The organism is Cellulosimicrobium sp. BMG9.22 (genome assembly GCF_059159975.1).
The window spans coordinates 13,517-39,594 of sequence record NZ_JBZGBY010000012.1; the positions used below are offsets into that span (position 1 = coordinate 13,517).

General features: G+C 74.9%; 27 protein-coding genes and 1 pseudogene. 13 read left to right on the forward strand and 15 right to left on the reverse strand.

What is annotated here, in order from left to right; translation table 11 throughout:
- Positions 1-126: pseudogene (locus AC4H2H_RS10040) on the reverse strand (hypothetical protein); the annotation flags it as partial.
- Between AC4H2H_RS10040 and AC4H2H_RS10045 the strand changes: the two are divergent.
- Positions 95-358, forward strand: a complete 264-nt coding sequence (locus tag AC4H2H_RS10045) for a hypothetical protein (RefSeq protein ID WP_494370757.1) — start codon at positions 95-97, stop codon at positions 356-358. The pseudogene AC4H2H_RS10040 and the gene AC4H2H_RS10045 overlap by 32 nt on opposite strands.
- 85 nt (positions 359-443) lie before the next feature.
- Here the strand turns inward: AC4H2H_RS10045 and AC4H2H_RS10050 are convergent, their stop codons facing one another.
- Positions 444-2,246 carry an AMP-binding protein gene (locus AC4H2H_RS10050; RefSeq protein WP_494370751.1) on the reverse strand — a complete coding sequence of 601 codons (1,803 nt, stop codon included), beginning with the start codon at positions 2,244-2,246 and terminating at the stop codon, positions 444-446.
- A 245-nt stretch (positions 2,247-2,491) separates the two neighbouring features.
- On the opposite strand from AC4H2H_RS10050, the gene AC4H2H_RS10055 reads away from it, so the two are divergent.
- Positions 2,492-2,758 (forward strand): TetR-like C-terminal domain-containing protein, encoded by a 267-nt coding sequence (locus AC4H2H_RS10055; RefSeq protein ID WP_494370667.1) that lies wholly within the window; start codon positions 2,492-2,494, stop codon positions 2,756-2,758.
- Between the two features lie 10 nt (positions 2,759-2,768).
- Here AC4H2H_RS10055 and AC4H2H_RS10060 read toward each other — a convergent pair whose 3' ends face one another.
- The 3 genes from AC4H2H_RS10060 to AC4H2H_RS10070 form a co-directional block, all read right to left on the reverse strand.
- Positions 2,769-3,056 (reverse strand): hypothetical protein, encoded by a 288-nt coding sequence (locus AC4H2H_RS10060; RefSeq protein ID WP_494370668.1) that lies wholly within the window; start codon positions 3,054-3,056, stop codon positions 2,769-2,771.
- 11 nt (positions 3,057-3,067) lie between these two features.
- Positions 3,068-3,610 carry a hypothetical protein gene (locus AC4H2H_RS10065; RefSeq protein ID WP_494370669.1) on the reverse strand — a complete coding sequence of 181 codons (543 nt, stop codon included), beginning with the start codon at positions 3,608-3,610 and terminating at the stop codon, positions 3,068-3,070.
- A 100-nt stretch (positions 3,611-3,710) separates the two neighbouring features.
- The gene (locus tag AC4H2H_RS10070) at positions 3,711-4,328 is read right to left on the reverse strand and encodes a class I SAM-dependent methyltransferase (protein ID WP_494370670.1); all 618 of its coding nucleotides are present in this window, start codon (positions 4,326-4,328) and stop codon (positions 3,711-3,713) included.
- A 43-nt stretch (positions 4,329-4,371) separates the two neighbouring features.
- On the opposite strand from AC4H2H_RS10070, the gene AC4H2H_RS10075 reads away from it, so the two are divergent.
- Positions 4,372-5,937: an FGGY family carbohydrate kinase gene (locus AC4H2H_RS10075; protein WP_494370752.1), complete on the forward strand. Its 1,566-nt coding sequence runs from the start codon at positions 4,372-4,374 to the stop codon at positions 5,935-5,937.
- A 110-nt stretch (positions 5,938-6,047) separates the two neighbouring features.
- Positions 6,048-6,794, forward strand: coding sequence for an MOSC domain-containing protein (locus AC4H2H_RS10080; protein WP_494370671.1), 747 nt, complete (start codon positions 6,048-6,050; stop codon positions 6,792-6,794).
- Between the two features lie 6 nt (positions 6,795-6,800).
- Here AC4H2H_RS10080 and AC4H2H_RS10085 read toward each other — a convergent pair whose 3' ends face one another.
- Both AC4H2H_RS10085 and AC4H2H_RS10090 read right to left on the reverse strand, forming a co-directional pair.
- A complete protein-coding gene (locus AC4H2H_RS10085) occupies positions 6,801-7,361 on the reverse strand; it encodes a PH domain-containing protein (RefSeq protein ID WP_494370672.1) in 561 nt (186 codons plus the stop codon).
- A 57-nt stretch (positions 7,362-7,418) separates the two neighbouring features.
- On the reverse strand, positions 7,419-8,066 hold the full coding sequence (locus AC4H2H_RS10090; RefSeq protein ID WP_494370673.1) for a histidine phosphatase family protein: 648 nt from the start codon (positions 8,064-8,066) through the stop codon (positions 7,419-7,421).
- A 353-nt stretch (positions 8,067-8,419) separates the two neighbouring features.
- On the opposite strand from AC4H2H_RS10090, the gene AC4H2H_RS10095 reads away from it, so the two are divergent.
- The 3 genes from AC4H2H_RS10095 to AC4H2H_RS10105 all read left to right on the forward strand — a co-directional run bounded on the left by AC4H2H_RS10095 (position 8,420) and on the right by AC4H2H_RS10105 (position 10,126).
- Positions 8,420-9,061, forward strand: a complete 642-nt coding sequence (locus tag AC4H2H_RS10095) for a DinB family protein (RefSeq protein WP_494370674.1) — start codon at positions 8,420-8,422, stop codon at positions 9,059-9,061.
- 25 nt (positions 9,062-9,086) lie between these two features.
- Positions 9,087-9,779: a DsbA family oxidoreductase gene (locus AC4H2H_RS10100; protein WP_494370675.1), complete on the forward strand. Its 693-nt coding sequence runs from the start codon at positions 9,087-9,089 to the stop codon at positions 9,777-9,779.
- A 164-nt stretch (positions 9,780-9,943) separates the two neighbouring features.
- Complete coding sequence (locus AC4H2H_RS10105) at positions 9,944-10,126, forward strand: hypothetical protein (protein WP_494370676.1); 183 nt, start codon at positions 9,944-9,946, stop codon at positions 10,124-10,126.
- A gap of 80 nt (positions 10,127-10,206) precedes the next feature.
- On the opposite strand, the gene AC4H2H_RS10110 is transcribed toward AC4H2H_RS10105, so the two are convergent.
- Both AC4H2H_RS10110 and AC4H2H_RS10115 read right to left on the reverse strand, forming a co-directional pair.
- Positions 10,207-11,223 carry a DNA-3-methyladenine glycosylase family protein gene (locus tag AC4H2H_RS10110; protein ID WP_494370677.1) on the reverse strand — a complete coding sequence of 339 codons (1,017 nt, stop codon included), beginning with the start codon at positions 11,221-11,223 and terminating at the stop codon, positions 10,207-10,209.
- Between the two features lie 117 nt (positions 11,224-11,340).
- Complete coding sequence (locus tag AC4H2H_RS10115; protein ID WP_494370678.1) at positions 11,341-11,946, reverse strand: ribonuclease H family protein; 606 nt, start codon at positions 11,944-11,946, stop codon at positions 11,341-11,343.
- Between the two features lie 250 nt (positions 11,947-12,196).
- On the opposite strand from AC4H2H_RS10115, the gene AC4H2H_RS10120 reads away from it, so the two are divergent.
- The gene (locus AC4H2H_RS10120; protein WP_494370679.1) at positions 12,197-12,892 is read left to right on the forward strand and encodes a DedA family protein; all 696 of its coding nucleotides are present in this window, start codon (positions 12,197-12,199) and stop codon (positions 12,890-12,892) included.
- Positions 12,893-13,607: 715 nt separating this feature from the next.
- On the opposite strand, the gene AC4H2H_RS10125 is transcribed toward AC4H2H_RS10120, so the two are convergent.
- Positions 13,608-13,988, reverse strand: a complete 381-nt coding sequence (locus AC4H2H_RS10125; protein ID WP_483774446.1) for an FKBP-type peptidyl-prolyl cis-trans isomerase — start codon at positions 13,986-13,988, stop codon at positions 13,608-13,610.
- A gap of 107 nt (positions 13,989-14,095) precedes the next feature.
- On the opposite strand from AC4H2H_RS10125, the gene AC4H2H_RS10130 reads away from it, so the two are divergent.
- The 3 genes from AC4H2H_RS10130 to AC4H2H_RS10140 all read left to right on the forward strand — a co-directional run bounded on the left by AC4H2H_RS10130 (position 14,096) and on the right by AC4H2H_RS10140 (position 18,124).
- The gene (locus AC4H2H_RS10130) at positions 14,096-15,250 is read left to right on the forward strand and encodes a VIT1/CCC1 transporter family protein (protein WP_494370680.1); all 1,155 of its coding nucleotides are present in this window, start codon (positions 14,096-14,098) and stop codon (positions 15,248-15,250) included.
- Positions 15,251-15,356: 106 nt separating this feature from the next.
- Complete coding sequence (locus tag AC4H2H_RS10135) at positions 15,357-16,511, forward strand: hypothetical protein (RefSeq protein ID WP_494370681.1); 1,155 nt, start codon at positions 15,357-15,359, stop codon at positions 16,509-16,511.
- An 86-nt stretch (positions 16,512-16,597) separates the two neighbouring features.
- The gene (locus AC4H2H_RS10140; protein WP_494370682.1) at positions 16,598-18,124 is read left to right on the forward strand and encodes a hypothetical protein; all 1,527 of its coding nucleotides are present in this window, start codon (positions 16,598-16,600) and stop codon (positions 18,122-18,124) included.
- Positions 18,125-18,240: 116 nt separating this feature from the next.
- On the opposite strand, the gene AC4H2H_RS10145 is transcribed toward AC4H2H_RS10140, so the two are convergent.
- Positions 18,241-18,837: a TetR/AcrR family transcriptional regulator gene (locus AC4H2H_RS10145; RefSeq protein WP_494370683.1), complete on the reverse strand. Its 597-nt coding sequence runs from the start codon at positions 18,835-18,837 to the stop codon at positions 18,241-18,243.
- Positions 18,838-18,912: 75 nt separating this feature from the next.
- On the opposite strand from AC4H2H_RS10145, the gene AC4H2H_RS10150 reads away from it, so the two are divergent.
- Positions 18,913-19,851 (forward strand): alpha/beta fold hydrolase, encoded by a 939-nt coding sequence (locus AC4H2H_RS10150; protein ID WP_494370684.1) that lies wholly within the window; start codon positions 18,913-18,915, stop codon positions 19,849-19,851.
- Between the two features lie 33 nt (positions 19,852-19,884).
- Here the strand turns inward: AC4H2H_RS10150 and AC4H2H_RS10155 are convergent, their stop codons facing one another.
- Together AC4H2H_RS10155 and AC4H2H_RS10160 are read right to left on the reverse strand one after the other, a co-directional pair.
- Positions 19,885-21,267 (reverse strand): GntP family permease, encoded by a 1,383-nt coding sequence (locus AC4H2H_RS10155; RefSeq protein WP_494370685.1) that lies wholly within the window; start codon positions 21,265-21,267, stop codon positions 19,885-19,887.
- A 61-nt stretch (positions 21,268-21,328) separates the two neighbouring features.
- Positions 21,329-21,895 (reverse strand): gluconokinase, encoded by a 567-nt coding sequence (locus tag AC4H2H_RS10160; RefSeq protein ID WP_494370686.1) that lies wholly within the window; start codon positions 21,893-21,895, stop codon positions 21,329-21,331.
- 120 nt (positions 21,896-22,015) lie between these two features.
- Between AC4H2H_RS10160 and AC4H2H_RS10165 the strand changes: the two genes are divergently transcribed.
- Positions 22,016-22,726, forward strand: coding sequence for a FadR/GntR family transcriptional regulator (locus AC4H2H_RS10165; RefSeq protein WP_494370687.1), 711 nt, complete (start codon positions 22,016-22,018; stop codon positions 22,724-22,726).
- Positions 22,727-22,806: 80 nt separating this feature from the next.
- Here the strand turns inward: AC4H2H_RS10165 and AC4H2H_RS10170 are convergent, their stop codons facing one another.
- Entirely contained in the window at positions 22,807-25,098 is a 2,292-nt protein-coding gene (locus tag AC4H2H_RS10170) for an ABC transporter permease (protein WP_494370688.1), read from the reverse strand.
- Between the two features lie 145 nt (positions 25,099-25,243).
- Positions 25,244-26,032 carry a molybdate ABC transporter substrate-binding protein gene (modA, locus tag AC4H2H_RS10175; protein ID WP_494370689.1) on the reverse strand — a complete coding sequence of 263 codons (789 nt, stop codon included), beginning with the start codon at positions 26,030-26,032 and terminating at the stop codon, positions 25,244-25,246.
- Positions 26,033-26,078 lie beyond the last annotated feature (46 nt).

Consider the following 26,078-nt stretch of genomic DNA (forward strand, 5'->3'; position numbering starts at 1 on the left):
GTCGCCGAGCACCTCGACGATGGCGGCGAAGAGGTGCTCGTGGACGACCGGGTACTGCTCGGCGACGACCCCCAGCGACGCGTGCTTGTGCGCGATGCGCGCGACGACGCCCGCGGACGCCCGCAGGGTCGACGAGCATCGTCGCGTACGCGGCGATCGCGCCCGCGAGCGCTCTCTGCTGGTCGCCCTGCGCCTGGTTTCCCCGGTTGAACAGGTCGCGCAGCAGCTCGGGCCGGGCGGCGAACAGGCGACGGTAGAAGACCGGGGTGATGTCGCCGATCGCGGCCCCGATGACGGGGAGAGTGGCGCGGACGACCTCGGTGGAACTCGTGGACAGCATCGGCTGCTCCCATCCTGACGGTGATGGCGGGTGGTGCCCGGCCGTGCGGCCGGGCCGACGAGCGCCCGTGGTCGTCGGGTGCCCAGCGCGAGCACCGTACCGGTCAGGAGCGGTGGTGCTCGACGTCGTCCCGGCCCAGGAGGTCCTCGCGCACGACACGGCGCAGCACCTTGCCGATCTGCGACCGTGGGAGCTCCGGCACCACGGCGAACGCGCGCGGCAGGGCGTAGCGCGCGAGCCGCTGCTCGCCCCACTCGCGCACGGCGGTGAGGTCGACGCGCGGGGCCGATCCGGCGTCGTCGGCGTCGTCCAGCACGACCACCGCCGCGACCTGCTCGTCGGAGCCCGGGCCGGGGAGCCCGACGACCGCCACGTCGCTCACGCCCGGCATCTGCCGCAGCTGGTCCTCGACCTGCGACGGGTACACCTTGAACCCGCCGACGACGATCATCTCCTTGATGCGGTCGACGAGGGTGACGAGGCCCGCGTCGGGGCCGTCGAGCGCGACGCGCACGACGTCGCCCGTGCGCAGCCAGCCGTCGCCGAGGAGCTGGTGCGCGGTCTCCTCGGGGCGGTTCCAGTACCCGCGGAACACCTGCGGTCCCCGCACGAGCAGCTCGCCGCGCACGGTGCGTGCGCCGTCGGCGGCCGCGCCGGGTGCGTCTCCCGCGTCAGGCTCGGCGTCGCGCAGGTCGCCCGCGTCGAGCGCGTCGGCGTCGACGACGCGGATCTCGGTGCTCGGGAACGGAAGCCCGAGCGTGCCGGGGCGGCGCGCGTCGGAGACGGGGTTGCCCAGGCAGACGGGGGACGTCTCGGTCATGCCGTAGCCCTCGATGAGCAGCCCGTTCGTGGCGTCCTCCCAGCGGCGCGCCGTCTCCGCGGTGAGGGGCATGGCCCCGGCGAACGCGAGCCGGATCGAGGTCAGGTCGGCTCCCGCGCCCGGGGCGTCGGCCGCCGCGGTGACGATGCGGTCGAACATCGGCGCGACGCCCGGCAGGAACGTCGCGGGACGGCGTGTCTGGGCCGCGACGAACGCCTGTGCGTCGAACTTCGGGAACGCGACGAGCGTCGCGCCGATGCGCGCGGGCAGCGTGAGGCAGAACATCAGACCGAACGCATGGAAGAACGGCAGCACGCCGTAGACGGTCTCGGCGCCCTCGGTGAACCCCGCCCACGCCTGGCCCTGCTCGACGTTCGCGACGAGGTTGCGGTGCGTGAGCACCGCGCCCTTCGGCGTGCCCGTGGTGCCGCCGGTGTACTGGAGGAGCGCGACGTCGTCGGACCGGGGCTGGGGGAGGGCCGGCGGCAGGCCGCGCGCGCGGCGGACGAGGTCGTGCCAGTCCGCGACGCCCGCGGGCACGGGACCGCGCAGCGCGTCGCGCTGGGCACGGGCGCGCGCGACGGGCAGGCGCAGCGCGAGCCGGCTGCCGCGCGGCAGGTCCCGGGCGATGTCCAGCCCGACGACGGCGCGCAGCCCGGGCACGTGGGTGCGCGCCTCGAGGACGGCCGGGACGGCCTTCGTCCACACGACGGCGACGCTCGCGCCCGAGTCGGCGAGCTGGTGCGCGAGCTCGTCCGCGGTGTACGTGGGGTTGTGCTCCACGACGACCGCGCCCAGCCGCTGCACCGCGTAGAACGCGACGACGTGCGACGTGCTGTTCGGCAGCACGAGCGCGACGCGGTCGCCGTGGCGGACACCGAGGTCGTGCAGGGCGCTCGCGGCACGCTCGACCTGCGCGACGAGCCGGGCATAGGTCGTCGTCGCGCCGAAGAAGTCGACCGCGACGCGGTCGGGCCAGCGCTCCGCCGCGCGGTAGAGGGCGGCCGTGACCGGCTCGTCGGGCACCTGGACGTCCGTCGGGACGCCGGGTGCGTAGCGGTCGGTCCACGGCCTCGTCGCCAAGATGTTCACCCTGCCACCGTAACTTACGGTTGCGTAGGTTGTGTGCGACGGCGGTGCGGGGGCGCCCTACCTGCACTTCGCCGGCAAGTCCGCGCTGCTCGCCACGATCGCGACGCAGGAGCGGGCCGCTCTGGTCGCCGACGTCGACGCCATCACCTCCGACGAGCGCCCCGCCGCCGACGTGCTCCGCGACGCGATGCGTCACTACGTGCTCTGGGCGCGGAACCGGCCTCAACGGTTCCCGCCTCGTGTTCAGCACCTGGTCCGAGGAGCCGGACGAGCTGCGCGACACGGCCAACCGCGCCAGCGAGATGCTGGTCGACCTGGTGCGACGCAGTCAGGCCGAGGGCGCGCTGCCTCCCGGGGACCCATGGCAGGTCGCCGCCACCGTCCGGGCCCTCGCGCACGGTGCCGCCGTGCTGGAGCAGGCCGGGCATCTCCTCGGGCAGGACCGGGCGCCGATCGACGCCCTCGGCCTCATCGAGACGAGCCTGACCCGGTACCTGTCCGGGTAGCCGGCGCGCGTCAGGCCGGGTGCCAGCGGGCTCCCCACCGGCGGGTCAGGCGGCCCGCCGACGTCGCGGCGTGGGCCCGCACGCCCGCCTCCACCGCGTCGGCGACCGCGCGGGCGGCCGCGTCGGTGTCGGCGAGGAACCTCACGGTGACGCGTGCTTCGCCGCGCACGACGCCGACGTCGTACGCCTCGACGGTCGTCAGGGCGCGCGCCGCCGCGGCGGCAGCCGGGAGCACCGCCTCGGGGTCGGCACCGGGGCGCAGCAGGCCGACGGCGAGCGAGACGCGGTACGAGGGCACGGTCGGGTCCGTCAGGCGAGCCCGGGCAGGCCCGACACGTCGCACGGCTCGAGGTCGACGGGGCCGGACACGTCGAGGCGCACGAGGTCGCCGTCGACCCGGACGTTCATCGACCACCCCGCCGGGTCCTCGGCCTCGACGTTTGCCGAGCCTCCGTGCTCCGGGTGCTCGACGTCGGACGGCTCGCCGAAGCCGTGCTCCTCGAGCGCGGGAGCGATCGCCCTGGGGACCTCGTCGAGCACGTCGTAGCCCGTCGAGCCGTCGCGCTTCGTGCTCGCGTACGGCAGGAACACGACGCAGCGCCCGTCGTCCTGCGCCGTCGCCGAGATGTCGCCCCCGTCAGCCCAGCCGTCCGCGCCGAAGACGCCCTCCACCGCGGTGAGGACGTCCTCGCGCGCAGCCTCGTACGCCGTGATCTCGTCAGCCGCGGGCGGGGGGTCGGTCGGGCCGGCGTCGTCGCCGCACGCCGCGAGCGCCGTGAGAGCCGCGAGGGCGAGGGCCCCGCCGACGACACGCGCCACCCGCGGGTGTCGCCGTCCGGTCCGCTGCGTCATGGTCCCCCTCGGTCGTGGTCCGCCGTCCGCCCGGGACGCTACCAGCACCCGTGCGAGCGCATCCCTCGCGCGGACGGGCCTGTCGCGGGGACCCTCACCTTCACCGTCGCGCCGGCCTGAGCACCGCGACGAGGAAGTCGGCGTCGACCGTCCACGGGCGCAGGTCCCACGTCGCGAGGGCGACGTCGAGGGGCAGGCCGGCCCCCTCGGCGTCGGCGAAGAACCGCTCCGGCGCGTAGCCGCGCCCGGTGCCGAAGCCGACGACCGCGCGCCCGTCCGGTGCGAGGTGGGCACGGAAGCGGCGCAGCACGTCGACCTCGGTGCCGGGCGCGAGGAACGTCATGACGTTGCCCGCGCACACGATCGCGTCGAACGGCTCGGCGACGCCCTCGGAGGGCAGGTCCAGCTCCGCGAGGTCGCCCACGCGCCAGTCTGGGCCGGGGTGGTCGGTGCGCGCCGCCTCGACGAGCACCGGGTCGACGTCCACCCCGACGACCGTGTGCCCGCGCGCGTGGAGCTCCGCGCCGACGCGCCCCGGGCCGCACCCCGCGTCGAGGACGCGCGAGCCGCGCCGGAGCATCGCGTCGACGAGCCGGGCCTCGCCCGCGAGGTCGGCTCCCTCCGCGGCCATCGTGCGGAAACGTTCGACGTACCAGGTGGAGTGCGACGGGTCGGTGGCGGTCTTCTGCTCCCAGCGCGAGGGACGGGTGGCGCTCATGGCCCCGACGCTACCCGCGCGTGGGAGAGTCGGTCCCGTGACCATGGTCCCGACCTTCCCCGGCACCTTCCTGGGCATCGACCTCGGCACGAGCGGCCTGAAGCTCGTCCTCCTCGCCCCGGACGGGACGGTCGTCGCGGAGTCCGAGGCGAGCTACGCCGTCGAGCACCCGAGCCCCGGCTGGGCACAGACCGACGCCGCGACGTGGACGACGGCGCTCGTCCGGGCGCTCGACGACCTCGCCGGGCGCGTGGCGGCGAGCGGCGTGCGGTACCTTGCCGTGCGAGCCGTCGGCGTCGCAGGCCAGATGCACGCGGCGGCGCTCGTCGACGAGGCGGGGGCCGCCGTCGCGCCGGCCGTGCTGTGGACGGACCGTCGGGCGGCCGGCCGTCTGGGTCGGTGGCGCGCACTACCCGACGCCGCCCGCGCTGCGCTCGCCAACCCGCTCGTCCCGGGCATGACCGGGCCGGTGCTCGACTGGTTCGCGGCGCACGACCGCGCGACCCTCGACCGTGCCGCGCACGTGCTGCTGCCGAAGGACGTCGTGCGGGCGTGGCTCGTGGACGCTCCCGCGCTCCCGCTCGCGACCACCGACCGCTCCGACGCCGCCGGCACGCTCCTGTGGGACGTGGCGCGTGACGCGTGGGCGGACGACGTCGTCGCGCACCTGGACCTGCCTGGCCGCCTCCTGCCGGGCGTCGCACCGTCGGACGCCGTCGCCGGCACGACGGCGCGCCTCGCGCGCTGGTTTCCGGCGTCGGGCGACGCGGTGCCCGTGGTGGTGGGAGGCGGCGACACCCCGGTGGCGCGCCTCGCCGTCGGCGCGCCGGGTCTGCACGTCAATCTCGGGTCGGGGGCGCAGGCCATGGCTGTGCTCGACGACCCGGAGCCGGTGCTCGACCCCCTGGTCCACACCTTCGCGGACACGGGGTCGGGTGCGAGCGCCGGGTGGTACCGGCTCGCCGCGGTGCAGAACGCGGGGCTCGCGCTGGACTGGGCGCTACGGGTCCTCGGCCTGACGTGGGACGACGGTCTCGCGCTCGCCCGCACTGTGCCGGACGGGGCGCGCGGCGTCACGTTCCTGCCGTTCCTCACGGGTGAGCGGGGCGGTGTCGCGCGGCCCGACGCGCGGGGTGCCTGGACCGGGCTGGGGGAGGACACCGGCCGCGCCGAGCTCGTCCGCGCCGCCGTCGAGGGGATGGTGTTCGCCGTCGCGACGGCGGTCGACCTCCTCGCGGCCCCGCCGAACACGACATCCGTGCCGGAAACGCGCTCAGAACGACACCAAGGTCGTGCTCGAGAGCGCGGAAGGCCGTTCTCGGCGGAGGCCGTGGACGACGCCGTGACTCGGGAGGTCGTCGTGACGGGGGGCGGCGCGCGGGACCCGCTCGTGCGGCGCCTGCTCGCCGACGTCCTGGGTCGGCCGGTGCGGCGCGTCGCCCTGCGCAGCGCGACGGCGGTCGGTGCGACGCTGCTCGCCGCGCGCGGGGTCGGCGACGTCGTCGTCCCGGCGGTGCGTGCGGACGAACCCGACGTCCCCGGGCCAGGGCGCGCGAACGTCGTCGGACCCTACGAGAGGTGGCGGGCCGCGACGGCAGCCCTCGCCTGACCCGCCGAGCACGACATCGGTGTCGTCATCGGGCTCGTCACGGCACCAAGGACGTTCTCGACCGCGTGCAGGGTCGTGCTCGACGCGCTACGCCCTGCGAGAATCGAGGGATGGTCCACGCCGCCCCTGCCGAAGCCGCTCCCACGACCGACCCGGTGACCGACGTCGCGTCCAGCGCTCCGACGGGGGAGATCCTCGCCGTGTGCCGTGTCCACGCGCTCCTGCCCGACGCCGGCCCCGTCGGCGTCACGGCGATCGACAAGCGCCCGGTCGACGGGCCCGTCAAGGTCCGCCGCCTCGGCCTCTACGGCGACCTGCAGGCCGACCGCGCGAACCACGGCGGCGAGGACCAGGCCGTCTACGCGTACGGGCAGGACGACGTCGACTGGTGGACCGGGCAGCTCGACCGCGAGATCCCGCTGGGGCTGTTCGGCGAGAACCTGCGGGTGCGGGGCATCCCCGTGAGCGCCGCCGTCGTCGGGGAGCGGTGGTCGGTGGGGACCGCGCTGCTCGAGGTCACGCAGCCCCGCACGCCGTGCGCCACGTTCGCGCGGCGCCTGGGTGAGGACCGGTGGGTCAAGCGCTTCACGGACGCGAACCGCACGGGCGCGTACCTGCGGGTCGTGCGGAACGGCGAGCTGCGTGCAGGCGACGCCGTGACGGTCTGCTACCGGCCCGAGCACGGCGTGACGCTCACCGAGTGGTTCGGTGCGTGGAACGCGCGCGGCCGAGACCCGCAGCGGGCGGCCGACGTCGCGCGCCGGCTGCTCACCGCGCACCTCGAGGGCGACGTCACGCTCTCGGGCGAGATGCTCAAGCGCGCGGAGATCGCGGCCGGCGGGCGGATCGAGGACTGAGCGCCGCTACCGCTCCGCGCGCGGGATGCGCGGCGCGCGGGGGCCGCTGCGGGGCGGCTCGTTCGGGGGCCACTCGCCGTCGTCCGAGCCGTCGTCGGCGGAGAACAGCAGGTCGTGCAGGCGGGCCTGGACGTTCTCGACGTCCGGAACGTCGTGCAGGTTCAGGCCGGGCTTGTCCGTCGCGTCCGAGATCACGAGCGTGCCGCAGCCGAAGAGGCGGTCGATCGGCCCCTTCTCGTAGTTGACGTCGTTGATGCGATAGAGCGGGATGTCGCGGCCGGTGCGCGTGATGATCCCTGAGCGCATCGCGATGCGCTTGTTCGTCACCGTGTACTCCGTCGTGCGCCAGCGCAGCCACGGGACGAACACCCAGATCACGGCGGCGACGAGCGCGAGCCCGGCGACCGCCCAGCGCGCGACGTCGTTCGGGACGAGCAGCACCGCCACGACGACCACCGCGACGAGGACGAGGAACAGCAGGAACGGCCAGAACAGCGCCTTCGCGTGCTCCTTGAGCTCCATGACGACGTGCTCACCCTCGGTGAGGTGCTTCTCGCTCAGTCCCATGGGGAGCATGGTGCCACCTCGCCGGGCATGCGGGGAGGTCCGTCCGGCGGGCGTCCGCTAAGAAGTCGCGGACAGGTTCCAGCCCTCGATCGTGCGCAGCCCGTGCCCGTACCCGAGGAGGCAGATCGCCGCGGTCCCGAGCTCGAGCCGGGCGCCGACGCCGGGGTCGACCCCGAGCCAGACCGTCGCGAGCACGCGCAGGAGGTGGCCGTGCGCGAACAGGACGACGTCCTCGCCACCCTGCAGCGTGGGCTCGACGCGCGCGAGGACGCGGGCCGCGCGCGAGGCGACGTCGTCGAGCGCCTCCCCGCGGTGACCGTTCGTGGCAGCGAGGACGTTGACGCCGTCGCGGAAGATCAGCCACTCGTGCCCGAGCTCGGCCCCGACATCGACGGCCGTGCGCCCGTCGACGGGCCCGTAGTCCCACTCGGCGAGGTCGTCGTCCGTCGGGGCGTCGGGAAACCCGGCGAGGTCCGCCGTGCGTCGCGCGCGCTGGCGCGGGCTGGACAGCACGACGGCAGCGCGCCGGCCGCGCCGGTCGGCCCACCGCTGCAGCCACACGCCCGCGGCGACGGCCTGCTGCTCGCCCGCGACGGTGAGCGGGATGTCCGAGCGGCCGGTGTGCCGGCCGCTCGCGCTCCACTCCGTCTCGCCGTGGCGCACGAGGACGAGCTGCGGGTCGGGGGCGGTGTCGTTCGCGCTCACGGTCGGCCTTCCTGGTGGGTGTCCTCCAGCAGGATCGCCCGACGACGGCCCGGGCGCGCGGTGGGCGGTCGTCGCGGATGGTGGCCGTCCGCCTCAGCCCGCGACGCCGTCGACGCCGTTGAGGGCCAGGAAGACCACGAGCGCGCCGAGGAGGACGACCGCGACCCCGGTCGCGACGAGCAGGACGGTGCGGGGACGGATGCGCACGAGGACTCCGGAGGGTGTGGTGGGCGGGCGTCCATTCTCGCGCACCCACGACGACGGCGGTCCGCGGGCATTGACACCGCACGGGTGCTGCGAAACAGTGACCGAACGTCTGTTCGAGGCAAGGTGGCTGACGAAGGGTGTCGACGATGGTGCACGAGACGGCGGACGGCGAGATCGCCTACGGCAGCCCGGACTTCGACTGGTCGGTCCTCGAGATCCCGACGGCGGCCGCGGTCGTCCGCGGCCAGCTCGGGTTCTCGTGGCTCGAGGTGTCCGAGCGGCTCGGGACGCTCACCCAGGCGGAGCTCGAGTGGGAGCCGGGCCCGGACGCGCTGCGCGTCGTGCGGCGCGGGAGCGAGCGCGCTCCGCGGACGTTCGGCGTCGGGGACTGGGTCATGGAGTGGCCCGACGGTCCCGACTCGTCCCAGCCGCGGACGATCGCGTGGCTCGTCGCGCACCTCACGGAGGCCTACTTCGAGCGGTGGGAGTGGACGTTCGGTGCTCGGGAGCGGCGCCGCGAGGAGGTGGCGTTCTCGGGCGAGCTGGGGCCGGCGGTCGCGGGGCTGCGGCACGAGGTGGACCGGTGGCGGGCCGGCGTCGACACGCTGCCCGACGACCAGATGTTCACGGTCGGGCTGAGCCAGGCCACACCGATCGACGCCGCCTCACCGTTCGCGCACCTGGTCGCGCACATGAACCGTGAGCTGATCCACCACGGCGCGGAGATAATGGTGCTGCAGGACCTGTTCCGTGCGTCGCACGTCACGACGGGCGGCGGGAATCCGTAGGTCCGGCAGATGGTTGAACCGTCACATGACGACGAACAGCCCTGACGCGGCGAGCGCGCCCACGGTGAAGATCGACATCTGGTCCGACGTGGCCTGTCCGTGGTGCTACGTCGGCAAGCGGCGCCTCGAGACCGCCCTCGACCGGCTCGCGGAGAGCGGTGACGGCCCGCAGGTGGAGATCGAGTACCACTCGTTCGAGCTCGCGCCGGACACCCCGGTCGACTTCGACGGGACCGCCACCGACTTCCTCGCTGGGCACAAGGGGATGCCGCGGGCGCAGGTCGACCAGATGCTCGCCCAGATGACGCAGCTCGCCGCCGCGGAGGGGCTGTCGTTCGACTTCGACGCCGTCCGGCAGACCAAGACCCTCACCGCGCACGAGCTGCTGCACCACGCCAAGGCGCACGGCAAGCAGGTCGAGATGAAGGAGCGCCTCCTCAAGGCGTACTTCGAGGAGGGCAAGCACGTCGGCCGGGTCGAGGTCCTCGCGGACCTCGCCGCCGAGGTCGGGCTCGACCGCACCGAGACGGTCGCGGTGCTCGAGGACGGGCGGTACGCCGACGACGTGCAGGCCGACATCGACCAGGCCCGCTCGTACGGGATCAACGGCGTGCCGTTCTTCGTCGTCGACGGCCGGTACGGCGTCTCAGGCGCGCAGGACCCCGCCGTCTTCGTCCAGGTGCTCCAGCAGGCCGCCACGGAGGGCGCTGCGGCCTGATCGGCTCAGCACGAACTCTCCGCACGACAGCGGCAGAGCGACGCATCTCACATCCGGTGCGGTGGACCTGCGACTCGGTATCACCGAGACTGGGGAGCAGTAGCCCGCACCGACGCCGGCCCACACGTGCACCGGCGCCCGTGAATCCCACGAGGAGGCCTCAGATGACGGACACCACGACGAACCACTTCCACTCCATCGCGAACCCGCGGCGGACGACGCTCGTGAGCGTCAGCCCGGCCGACGCCGCGGCTCCGCACCCTGAGCAGTCCGCCCCGGGGCTCACGCTCGTCGGCGCGGACGACGCAGCGGTCTGCGTCGACGGGTCGTGCGCACTCCCCGAGTGACCCCGTGAGTGCATGAAATAGTCGCCGAACCAGCGCGTTCCGGCGACTATTTCATGCACTCAGCGGCTCGGGTGGCCGGGTCAGTTGCGGCGGTGGTCCTGGATGGACAGCTTCGGGCCGCGGCGCGGGGGCCGGCCGCGCCCGGAGATCTCGAGCAGCCGGACCACGCGGTAGCGGTGCGGGGCATACGGCGCGAGCAGCTCGAGCATCCGCTCGTCGTCGACACGCTCGCCGACGAGCGCCCAACCGACGGCCTTCGCGAGGTGATAGTCGCCCACGGACACCGCGTCGGCATCACCGAGCGCGCGCTGGGCCACCTCCGCCGCGGTCCACACCCCCACGCCCGGCACGGCCTGCAGACGGGCGTGCGCGGCGTCGGCCCCCCGTGCGTCGAGCAGCGCCGGGCACTCCTCGAGCCGCCGGGCGACCCGCGACGCGGCGACGACGGTCCGCGCGCGACCCGGGTCGACGTTCGCGCGGTGCCAGTCCCAGGACGGCACCGAGGCCCACGCCGCGGCGTCGGGCACCACGAACATGCCGACGTCGCCCGCGGGACCGGGCGCCGGCTCGCCGTAGCGGCGCACGAGCCAGGCCCAGGAACGCCATGCCGCGACGGTCTGCACGCGCTGCTCGAGGATCGCGGGCACGAGCGCCTCGAGCACACGCCCGGTGCGAGGCACGCGCAGGCCGGTGCTGCGCCGGTACGCGTCGCGCAGGGGAGCGGGCGGGGCGAAGCCGCGGTCGTCGTCGTGCTCGCCCAGCAGGTGGGGCAGCGCGTCGAGCGCCTCCTGGGCGCCGGGCCCCCACGCGTGCGCGACGACGTCGCGCGGCCCGGACTGCACGAGGCGGCACGTCGCGGGCCCGCTCGGCAGGCGTGTGGTGCGCCACACCTCGCCGGGGCCCCGTCGGGAGGTGGGGTCGTACGGTCCGCGGGTCAACCGGTCGAGCGTGAGGTGCAGGTCGAGAGGGCGGGCGGACGCCACGCGCCGGACGCGCGGGGCGGCGGCGACCACGGGGTTCGCGACCGGATCCGGCTCTGGGCGGTCGCCGACCGTGTGCTCGGCGGGCTCCAGGCCCGTGCTCGGCGTGACGGTCACCGACCCATCGTCGCACCCGCCACCGACCGCCGAGCACGACGTTGCACGGTGTCGAGCACGGCCTTGGTGTCGTTGTCCGCCCCATAGCGACACCAAGGTCGTGTTCGGCGGTGGAGGTCAGTCGAACAGAGTGTCCATGCCCCAGGCGGGATCCTGGGTCGGCTGCCGTGGCGCGACGACGGCCGGTGCGGTGGACCCGGCGGGCGGCGCAGCCGCGGTGGCCGGCACGCGGCCCGGGGTGCGCGTCGGGTCGCCGAGCTCGGGGACGAGTGTGCCGTCGAGGTCACCGCGGCCGGCGGCCCAGTCCTGCGCCGCGAGGCCGGCGAGCTGGTCGGCCCGCTCGTTGAACGGGTCGCCCACGTGGCCGCGGACCCAGCGGAACCGCACCGGCCCGGCACGCTCGGTGATGACGCGGTCGATGGCCTGGACGAGCTCGAGGTTCTTCACCGGCTGCCCGCCCGCAGTCCGCCAGCCCTTGCGCTTCCACGCGACGACCCACTCGGACGCGCACTTGATCGCGTACTGCGAGTCGGACTCGATGAGGAGCGGCTCGGCGCCGGGGTGCGCACGCACGGCCTGGAGCAGCGCCGTGAGCTCGGCGACCTGGTTGGTCCCGCTCGCGGCGCCGCCGGAGTCGAACGTGCCGTCGTGGTTGATCCAGGCCCACCCGATGGCGCCGCCCGGGTTGACCAGGCACGAGCCGTCGGTGCTGACAGTGATCACAGTGCTCCTCGATCACGGACGTCCCCGTCCGCCGTCTGCGGCGCGGGGAGGCGGATGCGTCGGGGCTCATTGTCTCCCGTCCGGGAGCGTCGTCGTGCCACCGTCCACAGCGAGGACCGATCCTGGGCCGCCGAGAGGATCCGTGGTCACGACGGGAGGCCGCGACCTGCGCAGGGTCGGGGTCGCCTCAGGGGAGAACCGGGGGGATACCCCATGGTGGGAACGCTGCCGGGTCGTCGAGGCTGGGGGCATGGTGACGTGGGTGGGCGAGCTGTGGGGACAGGTCGAGTCGTGGTTGCTCGCGCTCGTCGACTCGGTGTGGGCGCTCCCGACGCTCTTCGCCACGACCGCCGCCGACGGTTTCTTCCCGCCGATCCCGGGCGAGACGGTCATCGTCATGCTCGCGGTGGGCGCGCAGTCGGGCGACGGCGTCGCCTGGGGGCTCGTCCTGCTCGTGGCGGCGCTCGGCGCCTGGTGCGGCGACCAGCTCGCGTACGCGCTGGGCCGCGCGCTCGGCACGAGGACGCTCCCGGTGCTGCGCGGCCCGAGGGGTCAGCGTGCCGTCGACTGGGCGACGCGCTCGCTCGACCGTCGTGGCGCGTCCGTCGTCCTCGCGGCCCGGTTCGTCCCCGTCGGCCGGACGGCGGTCAACGTCACCGCGGGAGCCGTGGGCTTCTCACGCCGGCGCTTCATGGCGCTCTCGGCCGTCGCCTCCGCGACGTGGGCGACCTACTCGTTCCTCATCGGGACGCTCGCCGCCGCCTGGGTCGGTGACAGCCCGCTGCTCGCCGTGGTCGTCGGAGTCGTCGGCGGGATCCTCCTGGGCGTCCTCGTCGACACCGTCGTCCGGATGCGCGCGTCGCGCCGCGAGCGCGCCTTGGTCGCGGCGGAAGTCCCGGCGACGCCGCAGCCGGAGCTGGCCCCCTGCGCCGGGTCCGCGAGCTAGCCCGGTCGTTTTGCGGTCGGGCGCGCGGTCCGTGGTCGGGTCCGCGTGCGGGCGCCGTCGGTGCTCGGGCTCCGTTGGGCGGTTCGTGGTCGGGTCCGCGGGTGGGGCGGCGTCGGTGCTCGGGCTGTCCGCGCCGTCACCGTGGTCTGTCGGGCGTGGGTTTGAGGAGCGCGGCCTTGACGCCCTTCGCATCCGACGCCGCCCCACCCGCTCAGCCATCACGTCGCCACGGGCGGCCCCCGGGTCTGCCGAGGTAGAGGCCCGGTCCGCCGAAGTAGAGCCGTGGTCCGCCGAGGTAGAGGCCTGGTCCGCCGACGGCAGCGCCCGGGTCGCGCGCGCGGGGCGGCTACGTGGCCGTGCAGCGCCCGGGCCGACCACGCGGTTATAGCCGGTCGAGCATGGGGTCATGGCTCGTCAGGCGACCGGGTCGAGCCACAACGACATGCTCGGCGCGCCACCGCGGGTCTGCCTGGGTGAGGGACGACCAGGGTGGGACGACGCCGGGCGGGGTGGGTGGGGCGCCGCGTCGTGGACGGGCCTGGCGGGAGCGCCGCGAGGAACGAGCGGCGCGGATGGTAGACGCGGCGCCCCCACCCACCCCGACCACCCAAGGCGACCCGACCGCCGTCCGACAAGGAACCACGGTTCTACCTCGCGCGACCAGGGTTCTACCTCAGTGGACCGGGGGTCTACCTCGGCGATGGGAGGGTTTGGGTCAGGAGACGCCGAGCAGGTCGATGACGAAGATGAGCGTCTTGCCGGAGAGGCGGTGGCCGCCGCCGGCGGGGCCGTAGGCGAGCTCCGGCGGGACGACGAGCTTGCGGCGCCCGCCGACCTTCATGCCGGGGATGCCTTCCTGCCAGCCGGCGATGAGGCTGCGCAGGGGGAAGTTGATCGACTGGCCGCGGTTCCACGACGCGTCGAACTCGTCGCCGGTCTCGTACTCGACGCCCAGGTAGTGCACGTTCACGGTCGCGCCGGGCGTCGCCTCGGGGCCGTCGCCGACGGTGATGTCCTCGACGACGAGCTCGGTGGGGGCGGGGCCCTCCGGTGCATCGACCTCGGGGCGGGACAGCTCGTTCTCAGGAGTGGTCATGCTCCGATCCAACCACGGGGTCGTGCGGAACGGCGGTCACGGCCGTCCCCCCGGCGCAGTTCGGTTGGGCGAAACACCGCGGCGCAGAAAATCGCCATCATGGAGACATGCCCTCCACACCTGAGCCGCCTCCCGGCCTGCCCGCGGACGCCCCTCGCGGGGTGACACCGGGCGGGGACCCGGCCCACGCCGTCGGGCATCCGCCGACGTCCCAGGAGATCAAGCGCTGGCGCCGCTTCCTCGCCGACGAGCGTGCGGAGGCCGCGGTGTACCGCGACCTCGCGAGCCGTCGCAGCGGCGAGGAGCGCGACATCCTCCTCGCGCTGTCCGACGCCGAGAAGCGCCACGAGCAGCACTGGCTCGACCTGCTCGGCGAGGACGTCGGCAAGCCCCTGCGCGGCGACTGGCGCACCCGCACGCTCGGCTGGCTCGCTCGGCGGTTCGGCGGGGTGTTCGTCCTCGCGCTCGCGCAGCGCGCCGAGGCGCGCTCGACGTACGACACCGACGCCGACGCGACCCCCACGATGGCCGCCGACGAGCGGATCCACGAGGAGGTCGTGCGCGGCCTCGCGACGCGCGGGCGCAACCGCATGTCGGGGACGTTCCGGGCGGCGGTGTTCGGCGCGAACGACGGCCTCGTGTCGAACCTCGCGCTCATCCTGGGCATCGGCGCGTCGGGGGCGTCGACCGCGACCGTCCTGCTCTCCGGTCTCGCGGGCCTGCTCGCGGGCGCGCTGTCCATGGGCGCGGGGGAGTACGTGTCGGTGCGCTCGCAGCGCGAGCTGCTCGACGCGTCGACACCCAGCCCGCACGCGTCGGCCGCGCTCCCGGACCTCGACGTCGACGCGAACGAGCTCGCGCTCGTGTACCGGGCGCGGGGCATGGCGCCGGCCGAGGCCGAGGAGCACGCTGCGGACGTCCTCGCGACGTACACGCAGCAGACGGTCATCGCGCCGCCGCCGAGCGACGACGAGCACGAGACGCACGGCACGGCGCTCGGCGCGGCCGTGTCGTCGTTCCTCTTCTTCGCCTCGGGTGCGCTGATCCCCGTGCTGCCGTACCTGTTCGGTCTGACGGGACTTCCGGCGGTCGCGGTGGCGGCGACGCTCGTCGGCATCGCGCTGCTCGCGACGGGTGCGACGGTCGGGCTGCTCTCCGGAACCTCGCCGCTCAAGCGCGCGCTGCGTCAGATCGCGATCGGTTTCGGCGCCGCCGCGGCGACCTACCTGCTCGGCCTGGTGTTCGGGGCCACGGTCGGGTGAAATGGGGCGCTCCCGGTGGTGGACGCCACCGGGGCGTGCCTACCGTGAGCGCGGACGGGTCCGACGACCCGCTCCTTCGCTGCACCGACGACCCACGGGGCACACGATGGACGTGACGCACGACGCGCAGGGCAGGCGCGCAACAGCCGCCCGTCGCTGGCTCGTGCGTGTGCTCGTGGCCGGCGGTGGGCTCGGCGCAGGTCTGGCGTTCGCCGTGGCGACGGCGGGTGGCGCGTCCGCCGCGGAGGACCCGCTCGGCCTGGGCAAGGCACTGGCGCCCGTCACCTCGACGGTGGATGCCGTCCTCGACCCCGTCGTCCACGGCGTCGTGGAGCCCGTGGTGCGCGACGTCGTCGCCCCCGTGGTCCAGCCTGTCGCCCCGGTCGTCGAGCAGGTCGTGGCCCCGGCGGCCCCGGTGGTCGAGGAGGTCGCCCGCCCCGTCGCACCGGTCGTCGACCAGGTGGTCGCTCCCGTCGCGCCGGTGGTCGAGCAGGTCGTGGCGCCTGTCGCGCCGGTCGTGCAGCCCGTGACCGACGCCGTCGCACCGGTCACCACGCCGGTCCTCGACGCCGCCGTCCCGGCCGTGACCCCGGTGGTCGACGCCGTCGCCCCCGTGGTGAACCCGGTGCTCGAGACGGCGGCCCCCGCCCTCGACCCGGTGACGCCCGTCCTCGACGCGCTGACGCCGGTCCTCGACCTGCTCGGTCCGGTCACGGACCCGGTGCTCGGTCCCGTGACCGAACCTCTCGTGCCGCTGGACCCGCTCGCTCCCGTCCTGCCCGGGGCCCCGGGCACCGACCCCGGGACCGCCGTCCCGACGGCCCCGCATGGCCCCGACGACGCCGGCCCTGGCGTTGCGACCCCTGACCTGGCGACGCCGTCGGCCGCCCCGTCGGTCCCGGCTGTGCCGAGCGGCGAGCCGGTGCGGCCGACGGGCCCTGCGGGACGTGACGGGCCCGCCCAGGCGCGCGCGCACGACCGAGACGTCCGGCCAGGGACGGGCACCGACGTGTCGGTGAGCGTCGCCCAGGGCACCGCCGTGCCCGGCGGTCACTCGGCGCCTGGCGTCTCGGCGGACGGGGACCTCGGCACTGCGCCTGCGCCGTCCGTCAGCGCCCTGCGCGCCGGTTCCGGCGGCGACGTCGCCGCGCTCGGCACGGGTGCGGTCGCCCCCGCGCTCTCGACCTGGACCGCCGTCGTCGACGACGCGCGGTCGCAGCACCCCTCGACGTTCTTCGAGGTCCCCGTCTCACCTGCCTGACGTGGCTCGCGCCGCGCCCTCGCGCGCGGCACACGCGACCCGGCGCCCTGTGCGCCAGCCACTTCTGAGCAGGAGAGAGACAGATCATGCACACCTTCGTTCGGCGCGCGCTGCGCACAGCGCTCGTCACAGGCGGCCTCGTGGTCGTCGGGGCCGGTGCGGCCCACGCAGCCGAGGGCGACCTCCTCGGCGATCTCGGACTGGACGTGTCGGTCGAGGCTCCGCTGAGCCAGGTGACCGAGGTCCTGCCCGACGTGTCCGTGGACGCGCCCGTGCACGTCCCGGTGACCGTGTCCGACGTCGCGGTGGGCGTCCTCGGCGACGCGGCGGTCGCGCGGGAGCCGGCACCCGCGCCGGCACCCGCGCCGGCCCCGGTACCAGCGCCTGCACCGGCGCCCGCTCCGGCGGACCCGGCGGACGTGGACGTCGACGTGCCGGTGACGATCCCGGTGGACGTGTCCGGCGTGGCCGTCGGCGTTCTCGGCGATGCGGAGGTGGCTCCCGCGCCCGCCGCCGAGCCGGCTCCGGCGCCTGCCCCCGTGCCGGCGGAGCCGACGGACCCGGCGGACGTCGCCGTGGACGTGCCGGTGACGATCCCCGTCGACGTGTCGGGGGTCGCCGTCGGTGTCCTGGGCGACGCGGCCGTGGTACCCGGCGACAGCTCGGCTCCGGCTGCTCCGGCTGCTCCGGATGTTCCGGCGCCCGGTGCGGGTGACGGCGCGACGGACACCGGGTCGGACATCGACGTCACCGTCCCGGTCACCGTTCCGGTGAACGTCTCCGACGTCGCGGTCGGGGTCCTCGGGGACGCCGTCGTCGGCGGAGGCGCCGACGACGGGACTGACGCCGGTGCGGGCGACGGCACTGACGGTTCCGGGCTCCTCGACGGGGTGCTCGGTGACGACGGTGTCGTGGACGACCTCCTCGGTGGGGACGACGGCCTCCTGGACGGCGTTCTCGGCGACGGAGGGCTGCTCGACGACCTCCTGGGTGACGGCGCGGGCGACGGCGTCCTGGACGATGTCCTGGGCGACGACGAGCTGCTCGACGGGGTGACCGGTGGCGACGGCCTGCTCGGCGCTCTGCCGGACCTCGACGTGGACCTGCCGGTGACCGTCCCGGTCACTGTCTGCGGCGTCGGCGTCGGCGTGCTGGGCGACGCGACCGCGGCGTGCCCGACGGCGACCGCGCCGGTCGACCCCACGGACCCGACGGATCCGACCGACCCGACGGATCCGACGGATCCGACCGACCCGACGGATCCGACCGACCCGACGGATCCGACGGATCCGACCGACCCCACGGATCCGACGGATCCGACCGATCCCACGGACGGGACCGACCCTGGGGCGACGGACGGAACGGACGGCACGGTGATCCGCGTCCTCAACCCGGTCAGCGCCGGGACGGGGACCGCTGCCGGCGCCTCCGGCGGCTTGGTCGCCGCGTCGGGCCCGACGGCCCTCGCGACGACGGGTGCGGGCGGTGACCTGGGCCTGCTCGTGATGGCGGGGCTGCTCACGCTGCTCGGCCTGACGCTGCAGCGCTTCCGCCGCAGGTCCTGGGTCGCCGACCCGGACGCCTACACCCCGGTCTTCACCGACCGGCGCTGACGTCCGCCACGACGGGACCGCCCGGGCCGTGCGCCCGGGCGGTCCCTGCGGTGCGGGCGCGCCGGTCCTGGCCAGGGAGCACCCGGCGCGCCGGCGCCGGGGGTGGCGTCGCGTGCTCACGCGCGCGGCGTCGCCCCGATCCCCTCGAGCTCGCGGTCGAGCGCGGCGAGCGCGTCGTCGGCGTCGAGGCTGCCGACCAGGACCCGCGCGCCGTAGCCCTCCGCGAGGGCGAGGAGCCGCAGCGCTACGGCGTCCGGGTCGTCGCCGTCGGGCAGGTCACCGTCGTCACGCGCGGCGGCGATCAGCGCGGCTCCCTCGCGGACGCCCTCGCGATGGGCGTCCGCGAGGATCGACGCGATCTCCGGGTCGTCCACGCTCTTGGCGTGGAACGCGGTCCAGACGGCGACGCCCAGGGTGAACTCCGGCGTCGTCGGCACGGCGCGCCGGACCAGCAGCCGGAGCCGGTCGACCGGCGGCTGCGTCGCGCCCTGCGCGACGTGCTCGGCCTGCGCGCCCTCGACCATGAGGCGGCACGCGTGCCGCACGAGCTCGTCGCGCGTCCCGAAGTAGTGCTGCACGCGACCCATGGAGACCCCGGCCTCCGCGGCGACGCCGCGCAGAGTGACGCCCTCGATGCCGCGGCGCGCGACGATCGTCCAGACCGCGAGCACGATCTCGCGTCGGCGCTGGTCGTGGTCCACGTCGCGAGGCACGGGTCGATCTTCGCACGACCGCCCATCGTTACGATGCACTTGCATTGCAACCCGCCGGCTGGCACGGTGGGCCCCATGACCGACGAGAGGACCGACCTGCCGTCCGGGGTCGGCGGGTGGCGCGACGCGGCGGGCCGGGCCGAGTTCGAGTCCGCCTACCGGACCGCGATGGCGGCCTTGCCCGATCCGGAGCGCACGTGGGACGTGCCCACCGCGTCCGGGACGGTTCGCGCCTACCGCTTCGCGCCGTCCGGCACGGCCGCGGCAGCGTCCGGTCGGACGCCGGCGCTGCTGCTGCCCGGCTGGGGCGCCGCGGTCCCGATGTGGGGGACGAACCTGCCTGCCCTCCTCGAGGACCGCCCGGTCTACGCCGTCGACGCCCTCGGCGACGCGGGCCTCAGCGTCCAGACGGCGTCGCTCCGCACCCCCGACGCCCAGGCGGCGTGGATCGACGAGACCCTGGACGGGCTCGGGGTCGACCGGGTGCACGTCGTCGGCCACTCCTTCGGTGGCTGGAGCGCGGCGAACCTCGCGGTCCGGCGTCCCGCCCATGTTGCGACCCTGAGCCTGATCGACCCCGTGCAGACCTTCTCCCGGATCCGGTGGCAGGTGGTGCTGCTCTCGATCCCGTCGTCGGTACCGTTCCTGCCCCAGCGCTGGCGCGACGCTGCGCTCGCCCGGATCGGCGGCGCCGAGCGGATCGACGCCGCGGACCCGGTGACCGCCGTGATCGCGGTCGGCACGCGGCACTACCGGTCGCGCCGGTCGTTCCCGGCGCTCTTCACGACCGACGAGCTCCGCGCGATCCGCGTGCCCGTGTACGCGGCCATGGCGGGCGACAGCGCCGCGAACGCTGACCCCCACGCCGCCGTCGCCCGTGCGAGGGCGAACGTGCCCGACGTCGAGGTCCGCGTCTGGCCCGGGGCGACCCACTCCCTTCCGTTCGAGCAGCCGGAAAGGATCGGCGCGGAGCTGCGGGACTTCTTCGCGCGGCACGATCCCGCACGTCGCTGACCCGGTCGGGCAGCCGCCCGACCGGGTCAGGACCTAGGCGACCGCGAAGACGAGCGCCGCGATGGTGAAGCCCATGACGCCGATGGCGGTCTCCATGACGGTCCAGGTCCGCAGCGTCGTCTTGACATCCATGTCGAAGAACCGCCCGACGAGCCAGAACCCGGAGTCGTTCACGTGGCTGAGCACCACGGAACCGGCGGCCACCGCGACGACGATCGCGGCCAGCTCGACGGGGTTGAAGCTGCCCGCCTCGACCGCGGGGGCGATGAGCCCGGCGGCCGTGGTGAGCGCCACCGTCGCCGACCCCTGCGCGACGCGCAGGATCGCCGCGATGAGGAAGCCCGCGACGATCACGGGGAGCCCGAGGTCGCCGAGCACGTCGGCGAGCGCGTCGCCGATGCCGGTGGCCCGGAGCACGCCGCCGAACATCCCGCCCGCGCCGGTGATGAGGATGACCGAGCACACCGGGCCGAGCGCGGAGTCGAGGGTCTTCTCGAGCGCGGTCCCGCTGACCCCGCGCCGCTTGCCCAGCACCCACGCCGCGACGAGCACGGTGATGAGCAGGGCCACCGGTGTCGCGCCGATCGCCCGCAGGGTCTGCACGGCGGGGTTCTCCGCGTCGACGGCGCCCGCCACCCGCAGGGCGTCGAGCCCGGTGTTGGCGAAGATCAGGACGAGCGGCAGCAGGAGGATCGTGACGACGGTGCCGAACTTCGGCGGGTTCTCGAGCTGGTCCTCGTCCGCCTCGCCGAGGATCGAGGGGATCGGCAGGTCGATGCGGCGCCCCATGTAGCGGCCGAAGAGGTAGCTCGTGACGTACCAGGTGGGGATCGCCACGATGAGCCCGAGCAGGATGACGAACCCGATGTTGGCGCCGAGGAACTCCGTCGCGGCGACGGGGCCGGGGTGCGGGGGCACGTAGATGTGCATGACGGAGAACGCACCCGCGACGGGCAGTCCGTAGAGCAGGAGGGAGCCGCCGAGCCGCCGCCCGACCGAGAAGACGATCGGGAGCATGACGACGAGCCCGGCGTCGAAAAAGATCGGGAACCCGAAGATCAGCGACGCGAGGCCGAGCGCGAAGGGCGCGCGCTTCGCGCCGAACTTCCCGATGAGGAAGTCGGCCATGACCTTCGCGCCGCCGCTGGTCTCGACGAGCCGACCCAGCATGGCGCCGAGCCCGACGAGGAGGGCGACGGTCGCGAGGGTCGTGCCGAAGCCCGCGGTGAGGACCTCGATGATCGAGCCCGTCGGGATGCCCGCGACGACCGCGGTGAGCAGGCTGACGATGATGAGCGCGAGGAACGCGTGCAGCTTGAGCTTGATGATGAGGAACAGCAGGAGCGCGATCGCGCCCGCGGCGATCGCGAGCAGCGGTCCGGCGGTCAGGGTCTGGGTCCAGTCCTCGGGGGGCATCTATGTCTCCGTCGACGGTGGGGGTCTGGGTCTCGGTGCTGAGGTCGTCGTGCGCCCCGGGTCAGCGGGTCCCCGGCGCGATGCTGAGGTCGGTGCGCGCGAGGATCTCCTCCACGAGCTGCTCGGGCGGGGCGGCGACGTCGAGCGTGAAGCCGGGCTCGTCGTCGGACAGGGGCTCGAGCGTGGCGAGCTGCGACGGCAGGAGCGACGTGGGCATGAAGTGCCCGCTGCGATGCTGCATGCGCTCGGCGAGGAGCTCGGGGCTGCCGTCGAGGTGGACGAAGAGCACGAGACCGTCCGCGGTGCGCAGCAGGTCGCGGTAGGAGCGCTTGAGCGCCGAGCACGTCACGACGGCCGAGCGGCCGGCCTGCGCCTCCGCGCTCAGCCAGTCCCGGATGGCCTCGAGCCAGGGCCAGCGGTCGTCGTCGGTGAGCGGCGTGCCGGAGCTCATCTTGTCGATGTTCGCCTGCGGGTGGAACTGGTCGGCCTCGGCGTACTCGGTGCCGAGGTGCCGCGCGAGCAGCGTCGCGACGGTGGTCTTGCCCGAGCCCGCGACGCCCATGACGACGAGGTGCTGGGGCAGGGGCCCGGGCTCGCCGGGCGGGGTGGTGCTGACGTCCGTGTCCATGTGTCGACTTCCGTGTCGGGCGGCGCCGTCGTGGTCGCCGCTGCGCATCCCACTGTTGGGTATTGGTAGCACCTTTTGCAACTCATTGATGTGACCAATCGGCGCCACTAGGCTTCGTGCATGGCGACGACGGTCTTGCACACCACCGTGCTCGACTCCCTCGGTCGTCGCATCACCAGCGGGGTCGCGCCCGCGGGGACCCCGCTCACGCTCGAGTCGATCGGGACGGAGTTCGGCGTCTCGCGCACGGTCGCGCGCGAGGTGATGCGGCTCCTCGAGGGCCTCGGCCTCGTGCGGTCGAAACGGCGCGTCGGTCTCGTGGTGCTCGGCCTCGAGGACTGGAACGTGCTCGACCCGCGGGTCATCCGCTGGCGCCTCGAAGGGCCCGGACGTGACGCCCAGCTGCGCACGCTCACCGAACTGCGCCACGCCGTCGAGCCGCTCGCCGCGGCCGGGGCGGCGCGGCACGCGACCGACGACGAGCGCGCCGAGATCGTCGCGGTCGCCGCGCGCATGCGCCTGCTCGGCGAGGCCGGTGACCTCGAGGAGTTCCTCGGCCTCGACGTCCGCTTCCATGAGCTCCTGCTGCGCGCGAGCGGCAACGAGATGTTCGGCGCGCTCGCCGGCGTCGTCGCGGCGGTGCTCAGCGGCCGCACGCACCTCGGCCTCATGCCCGCCTCGCCCGTCTCCGAGGCGCTCGACCAGCACGAGGCCGTCGCCCACGCCGTCGCCGGCGGCGACGCACGCGCCGCCGAGGCAGCGATGTCCGCCATAGTCGGCGAGGTCCGTCGCGCTCTCGGCGGCGTCGAGCCGCACGACCCGCCGAGGTAGAGGCCTGGTCAGTGACCACGCCTCTACCTCGGCGGACCAGGGCTCTACCTCGGCGCTTGGGGCGGGCGGGCCGCGTGGTGTCAGCGGGTGTGGATGCGGACCTCGGCGGCCTTGACGACGAACCAGACGCGCTCGCCGGGGGCGAGGCGCAGCTCCGCCACCGCGCGCGGGGTGAGGTCGGCGGCGAGGCGCGCGGCGGCGTCGTGCCCGACGGCGGTCGTGGCCAGGGCGGCAGGCTCGCCGCCCTCGTCACCCACCACGCGGCCCCACGCGCGCAGCAGCGGCCCGTGCGGCTCGACGCTCGTCACGACCACCCGGTACGCGTTGCGCGGGCTGCCCTCGGGCGTCGCGCGGTGGACCGCCACGGCCCGCGGCTCGAACACCGCGACGGCGGTCGTCCCGGCGACGAGCGGTTCGGCTGCGGTCCCCTGGACGACGACGCCCGCGCCGTCGACGGCGAGCGTCACCTCGCGCTCCGGTGCGTCCTCGGCGGCGGTCTCGCCCGGCGACTCGCTCGCGGGTGCGCCCGTCGTCCCCGGTCCGGCGGGCACCGGCTCCGGCGCCGCGACGTGCGACACGATCCCGGCGAGCAGGTTGACGCCCGCGAGGCGCGCGGCGAACCGGGACCGCGGCCGGGTGAGGACCTCGTCGACCGGGCCGTCCTCGACCACGCGCCCGCCGTCCAGCACGACGACGCGGTCCGCCAGGAGCAGCACGTCGAGCAGGTCGTGGGTGACGAGGAGCGTCGTGCGGGGCCGGTCGCGCTGGGCGTCGTGCAGCACGGACCGGACGTGCTGCGCGACGCCCACGTCGAGCGACGCGAGCGGCTCGTCCAGCAGGAGCACGCGCGGGTCCGTCACGAGCGCGCGGGCGATCGCCACGCGCTGCGCCTGCCCACCGGACAGGTCCGACGACCGCCGTCGTGCGAGGTGGTCCGCCCCGACGCGTGCGAGCGCGTCGCGCGCCGACTGCCGGGACTGCGCCCGCGGGACACCGCGTGCGCGGAGACCGAACGCGACGTTCTCCTCGACCGTGAGGTGCTCGAACAGCAGCGGACGCTGCCCCAGCCACGCGACCCGGCGGCGGCGCGGCGCGGTGCGGGTGACGTCGTCGTCCCCGACGACGACCCGCACACCGGCGGCCGCGGGGAGGAGGCCCGCGACCACCTGCACGAGCGTCGACTTCCCCGCGCCGTTCTCCCCGAGCACCGCGACGACCTCGCCAGGGGCGATCGCGAGTTCGACGTCGAACCCGCGGTCGGGGACGACGGCGCGCACGATGAGAGCAGCCGGTGGGGCATCCGTGACCGGGTTCGCGGCAGCTGCCTCCGAGCCGTCCAGGCTTCCTTCCCGTCCGACCGGGTGCGGATGTGCGGGGCGGGTGGTGGCGGGAGGAGACCGATGGCGAGACGACGGCGAAGCGGGGGGCGGGGAGGGGGCGCCGGGTCGTGGCGGGTCTGGCGGGAGCGGCGAGGAACGAGCCGCGGATGGTAGACCCGGCGCCCCCTCCCCGCCCCCCGCGCCCCGACCCGCGCCCCACCGTGCACCGCGTGCACTGGGTCCGCCGGGTCCACCCGGTCCGCCGAGAACGCCCGGCCCGTGCACCGCCGCGGTGATGAGCACCGCGACCACCACGAGCACGAGCGAGAGCGCGACGGCGGCGTCCGGGTCGGCGCTGCGCTGGAGGTAGATCTCGAGCGGGAGGGTCTGCGTGACTCCCTGGAGTGCTCCGGCGAACGTGAGGGTGGCACCGAACTCGCCGAGGGCGCGCGCGAACGCGAGCACGGACCCGGAGAGCAGGCCGGGCAGGACGCGAGGGAGGGTCACCCGGCGCAGGACCGTGGTGGGGCTCGCGCCGAGGGTCGCCGCGACGTCCTCGAGGCGGGAATCCTGGGTCCGCAGCGCACCCTCGAGGCTCAGGACGAGGAACGGCAGTGCGACGAACGTCTGCGCCAGGACGACGGCGGTGGTGGTGAACGCGATCTCGACGCCCAGGACCTCGAGGTGCTGCCCGATCAGGCCGCGCCGCCCGAACGTGTAGAGCAGCGCGATGCCGCCGACGACGGGCGGCAGCACGAGGGGCAGCAGCACCAGGGCGCGCGCGACGCGCTGGCCGGGGAACGTCGTGCGGGCGAGGACGAGCGCCATCGGGGTGCCGAGGAGGACGCAGCACGCCGTCGCGGCGAGCGACGTGCGCAGCGACAGGCCGAGCGCGTCGACGGCGGACGGTGAGGTGACGATCGCCCAGAAGCCCCCGGTGCCGTCCGGACCCGGGGCGAGGTCGACGCGCAGGATCATCGCCACCACGGGGACGACGACGAACAGCGCCCCGAGCACCGCCGGGACGAGGACCCAGCGGGGGAGGCCACGCATCAGGGACCGTCGGTTCGCGCGGACCGCTGTGCTCCGCGCGGTGGTACGTCCCCCGGCGCCGGGCGCGCGCGTAGGCGTGGTCGCTCCGCGCGTAGGCGCGCCACGCCGGGGTGGAGGGGGGTCACGGGGCGGGGTGGCGGGAGGGTCACGGCGCGCCGAAGCCCGCGGCGGCGAGCGCGGCCTGACCGTCGTCGCCCGTCACGAGGTCGACCCACGCCCGGGCGAGCTCCGCCTGCTCCGGTCCCGCGTCGGCGGCTGCCGCGACGACGGCGATCGGGTACACGTTGAGCGCCGCGTCGGTCTCGGGGACGTCGACGACCTCGATGTCGTCGCCCGCGAGCGTCGCGTCCGTGACGTACACGAGACCGGCGTCGGCCTCGCCGGACGTCACCTTGGCGAGCACGTCGGTCACGCTCGCCTCCTCGCTCACTCGGTGGATGGCCACTCCCGCGGCGTCGGCGACGGTGTCCGTCGCGGCGCCGCACGGGACCTCCGGCGCGCACACGACGACCTTGACGTCCTCGCGCGCGAGGTCCGCGAACGTCTCGACCCCGGCCGGGTTGCCCGGGGGAGTGACCATCGTCAGCGTGTTCGTCGCGAACGCGACCGGGTCGCTCGCGTCGCCCGCGTCGACCACACGCGCCATGCTCCGCTCGTCCGCCGAGGCGAACACATCGGCGGGCGCGCCCGCGAGGATCTGGTCGCCGAGGTCCGACGACCCCGCGAACGACAGCGCCACCGTCACACCCTCGTGCTCGGCCTCGAAGTCCTCCGCGAGGTCGGTGAACACGTCGCGCAGCGAGGCGGCAGCGAGCACCGTAAGCGTCCGCTCTTCGGCGGGCGCGCCCGTCGCGCTGCCCGACGACGGCGTCGCACCCCCGGCGTCCGGCCCGCCACCGCACGCGGCGAGCAAGGCGACCGACGCCGCCGTCACGAACGCGCCGACGGCTCGCCGGAGTGGCGGAACAGTCGGCGCGGTG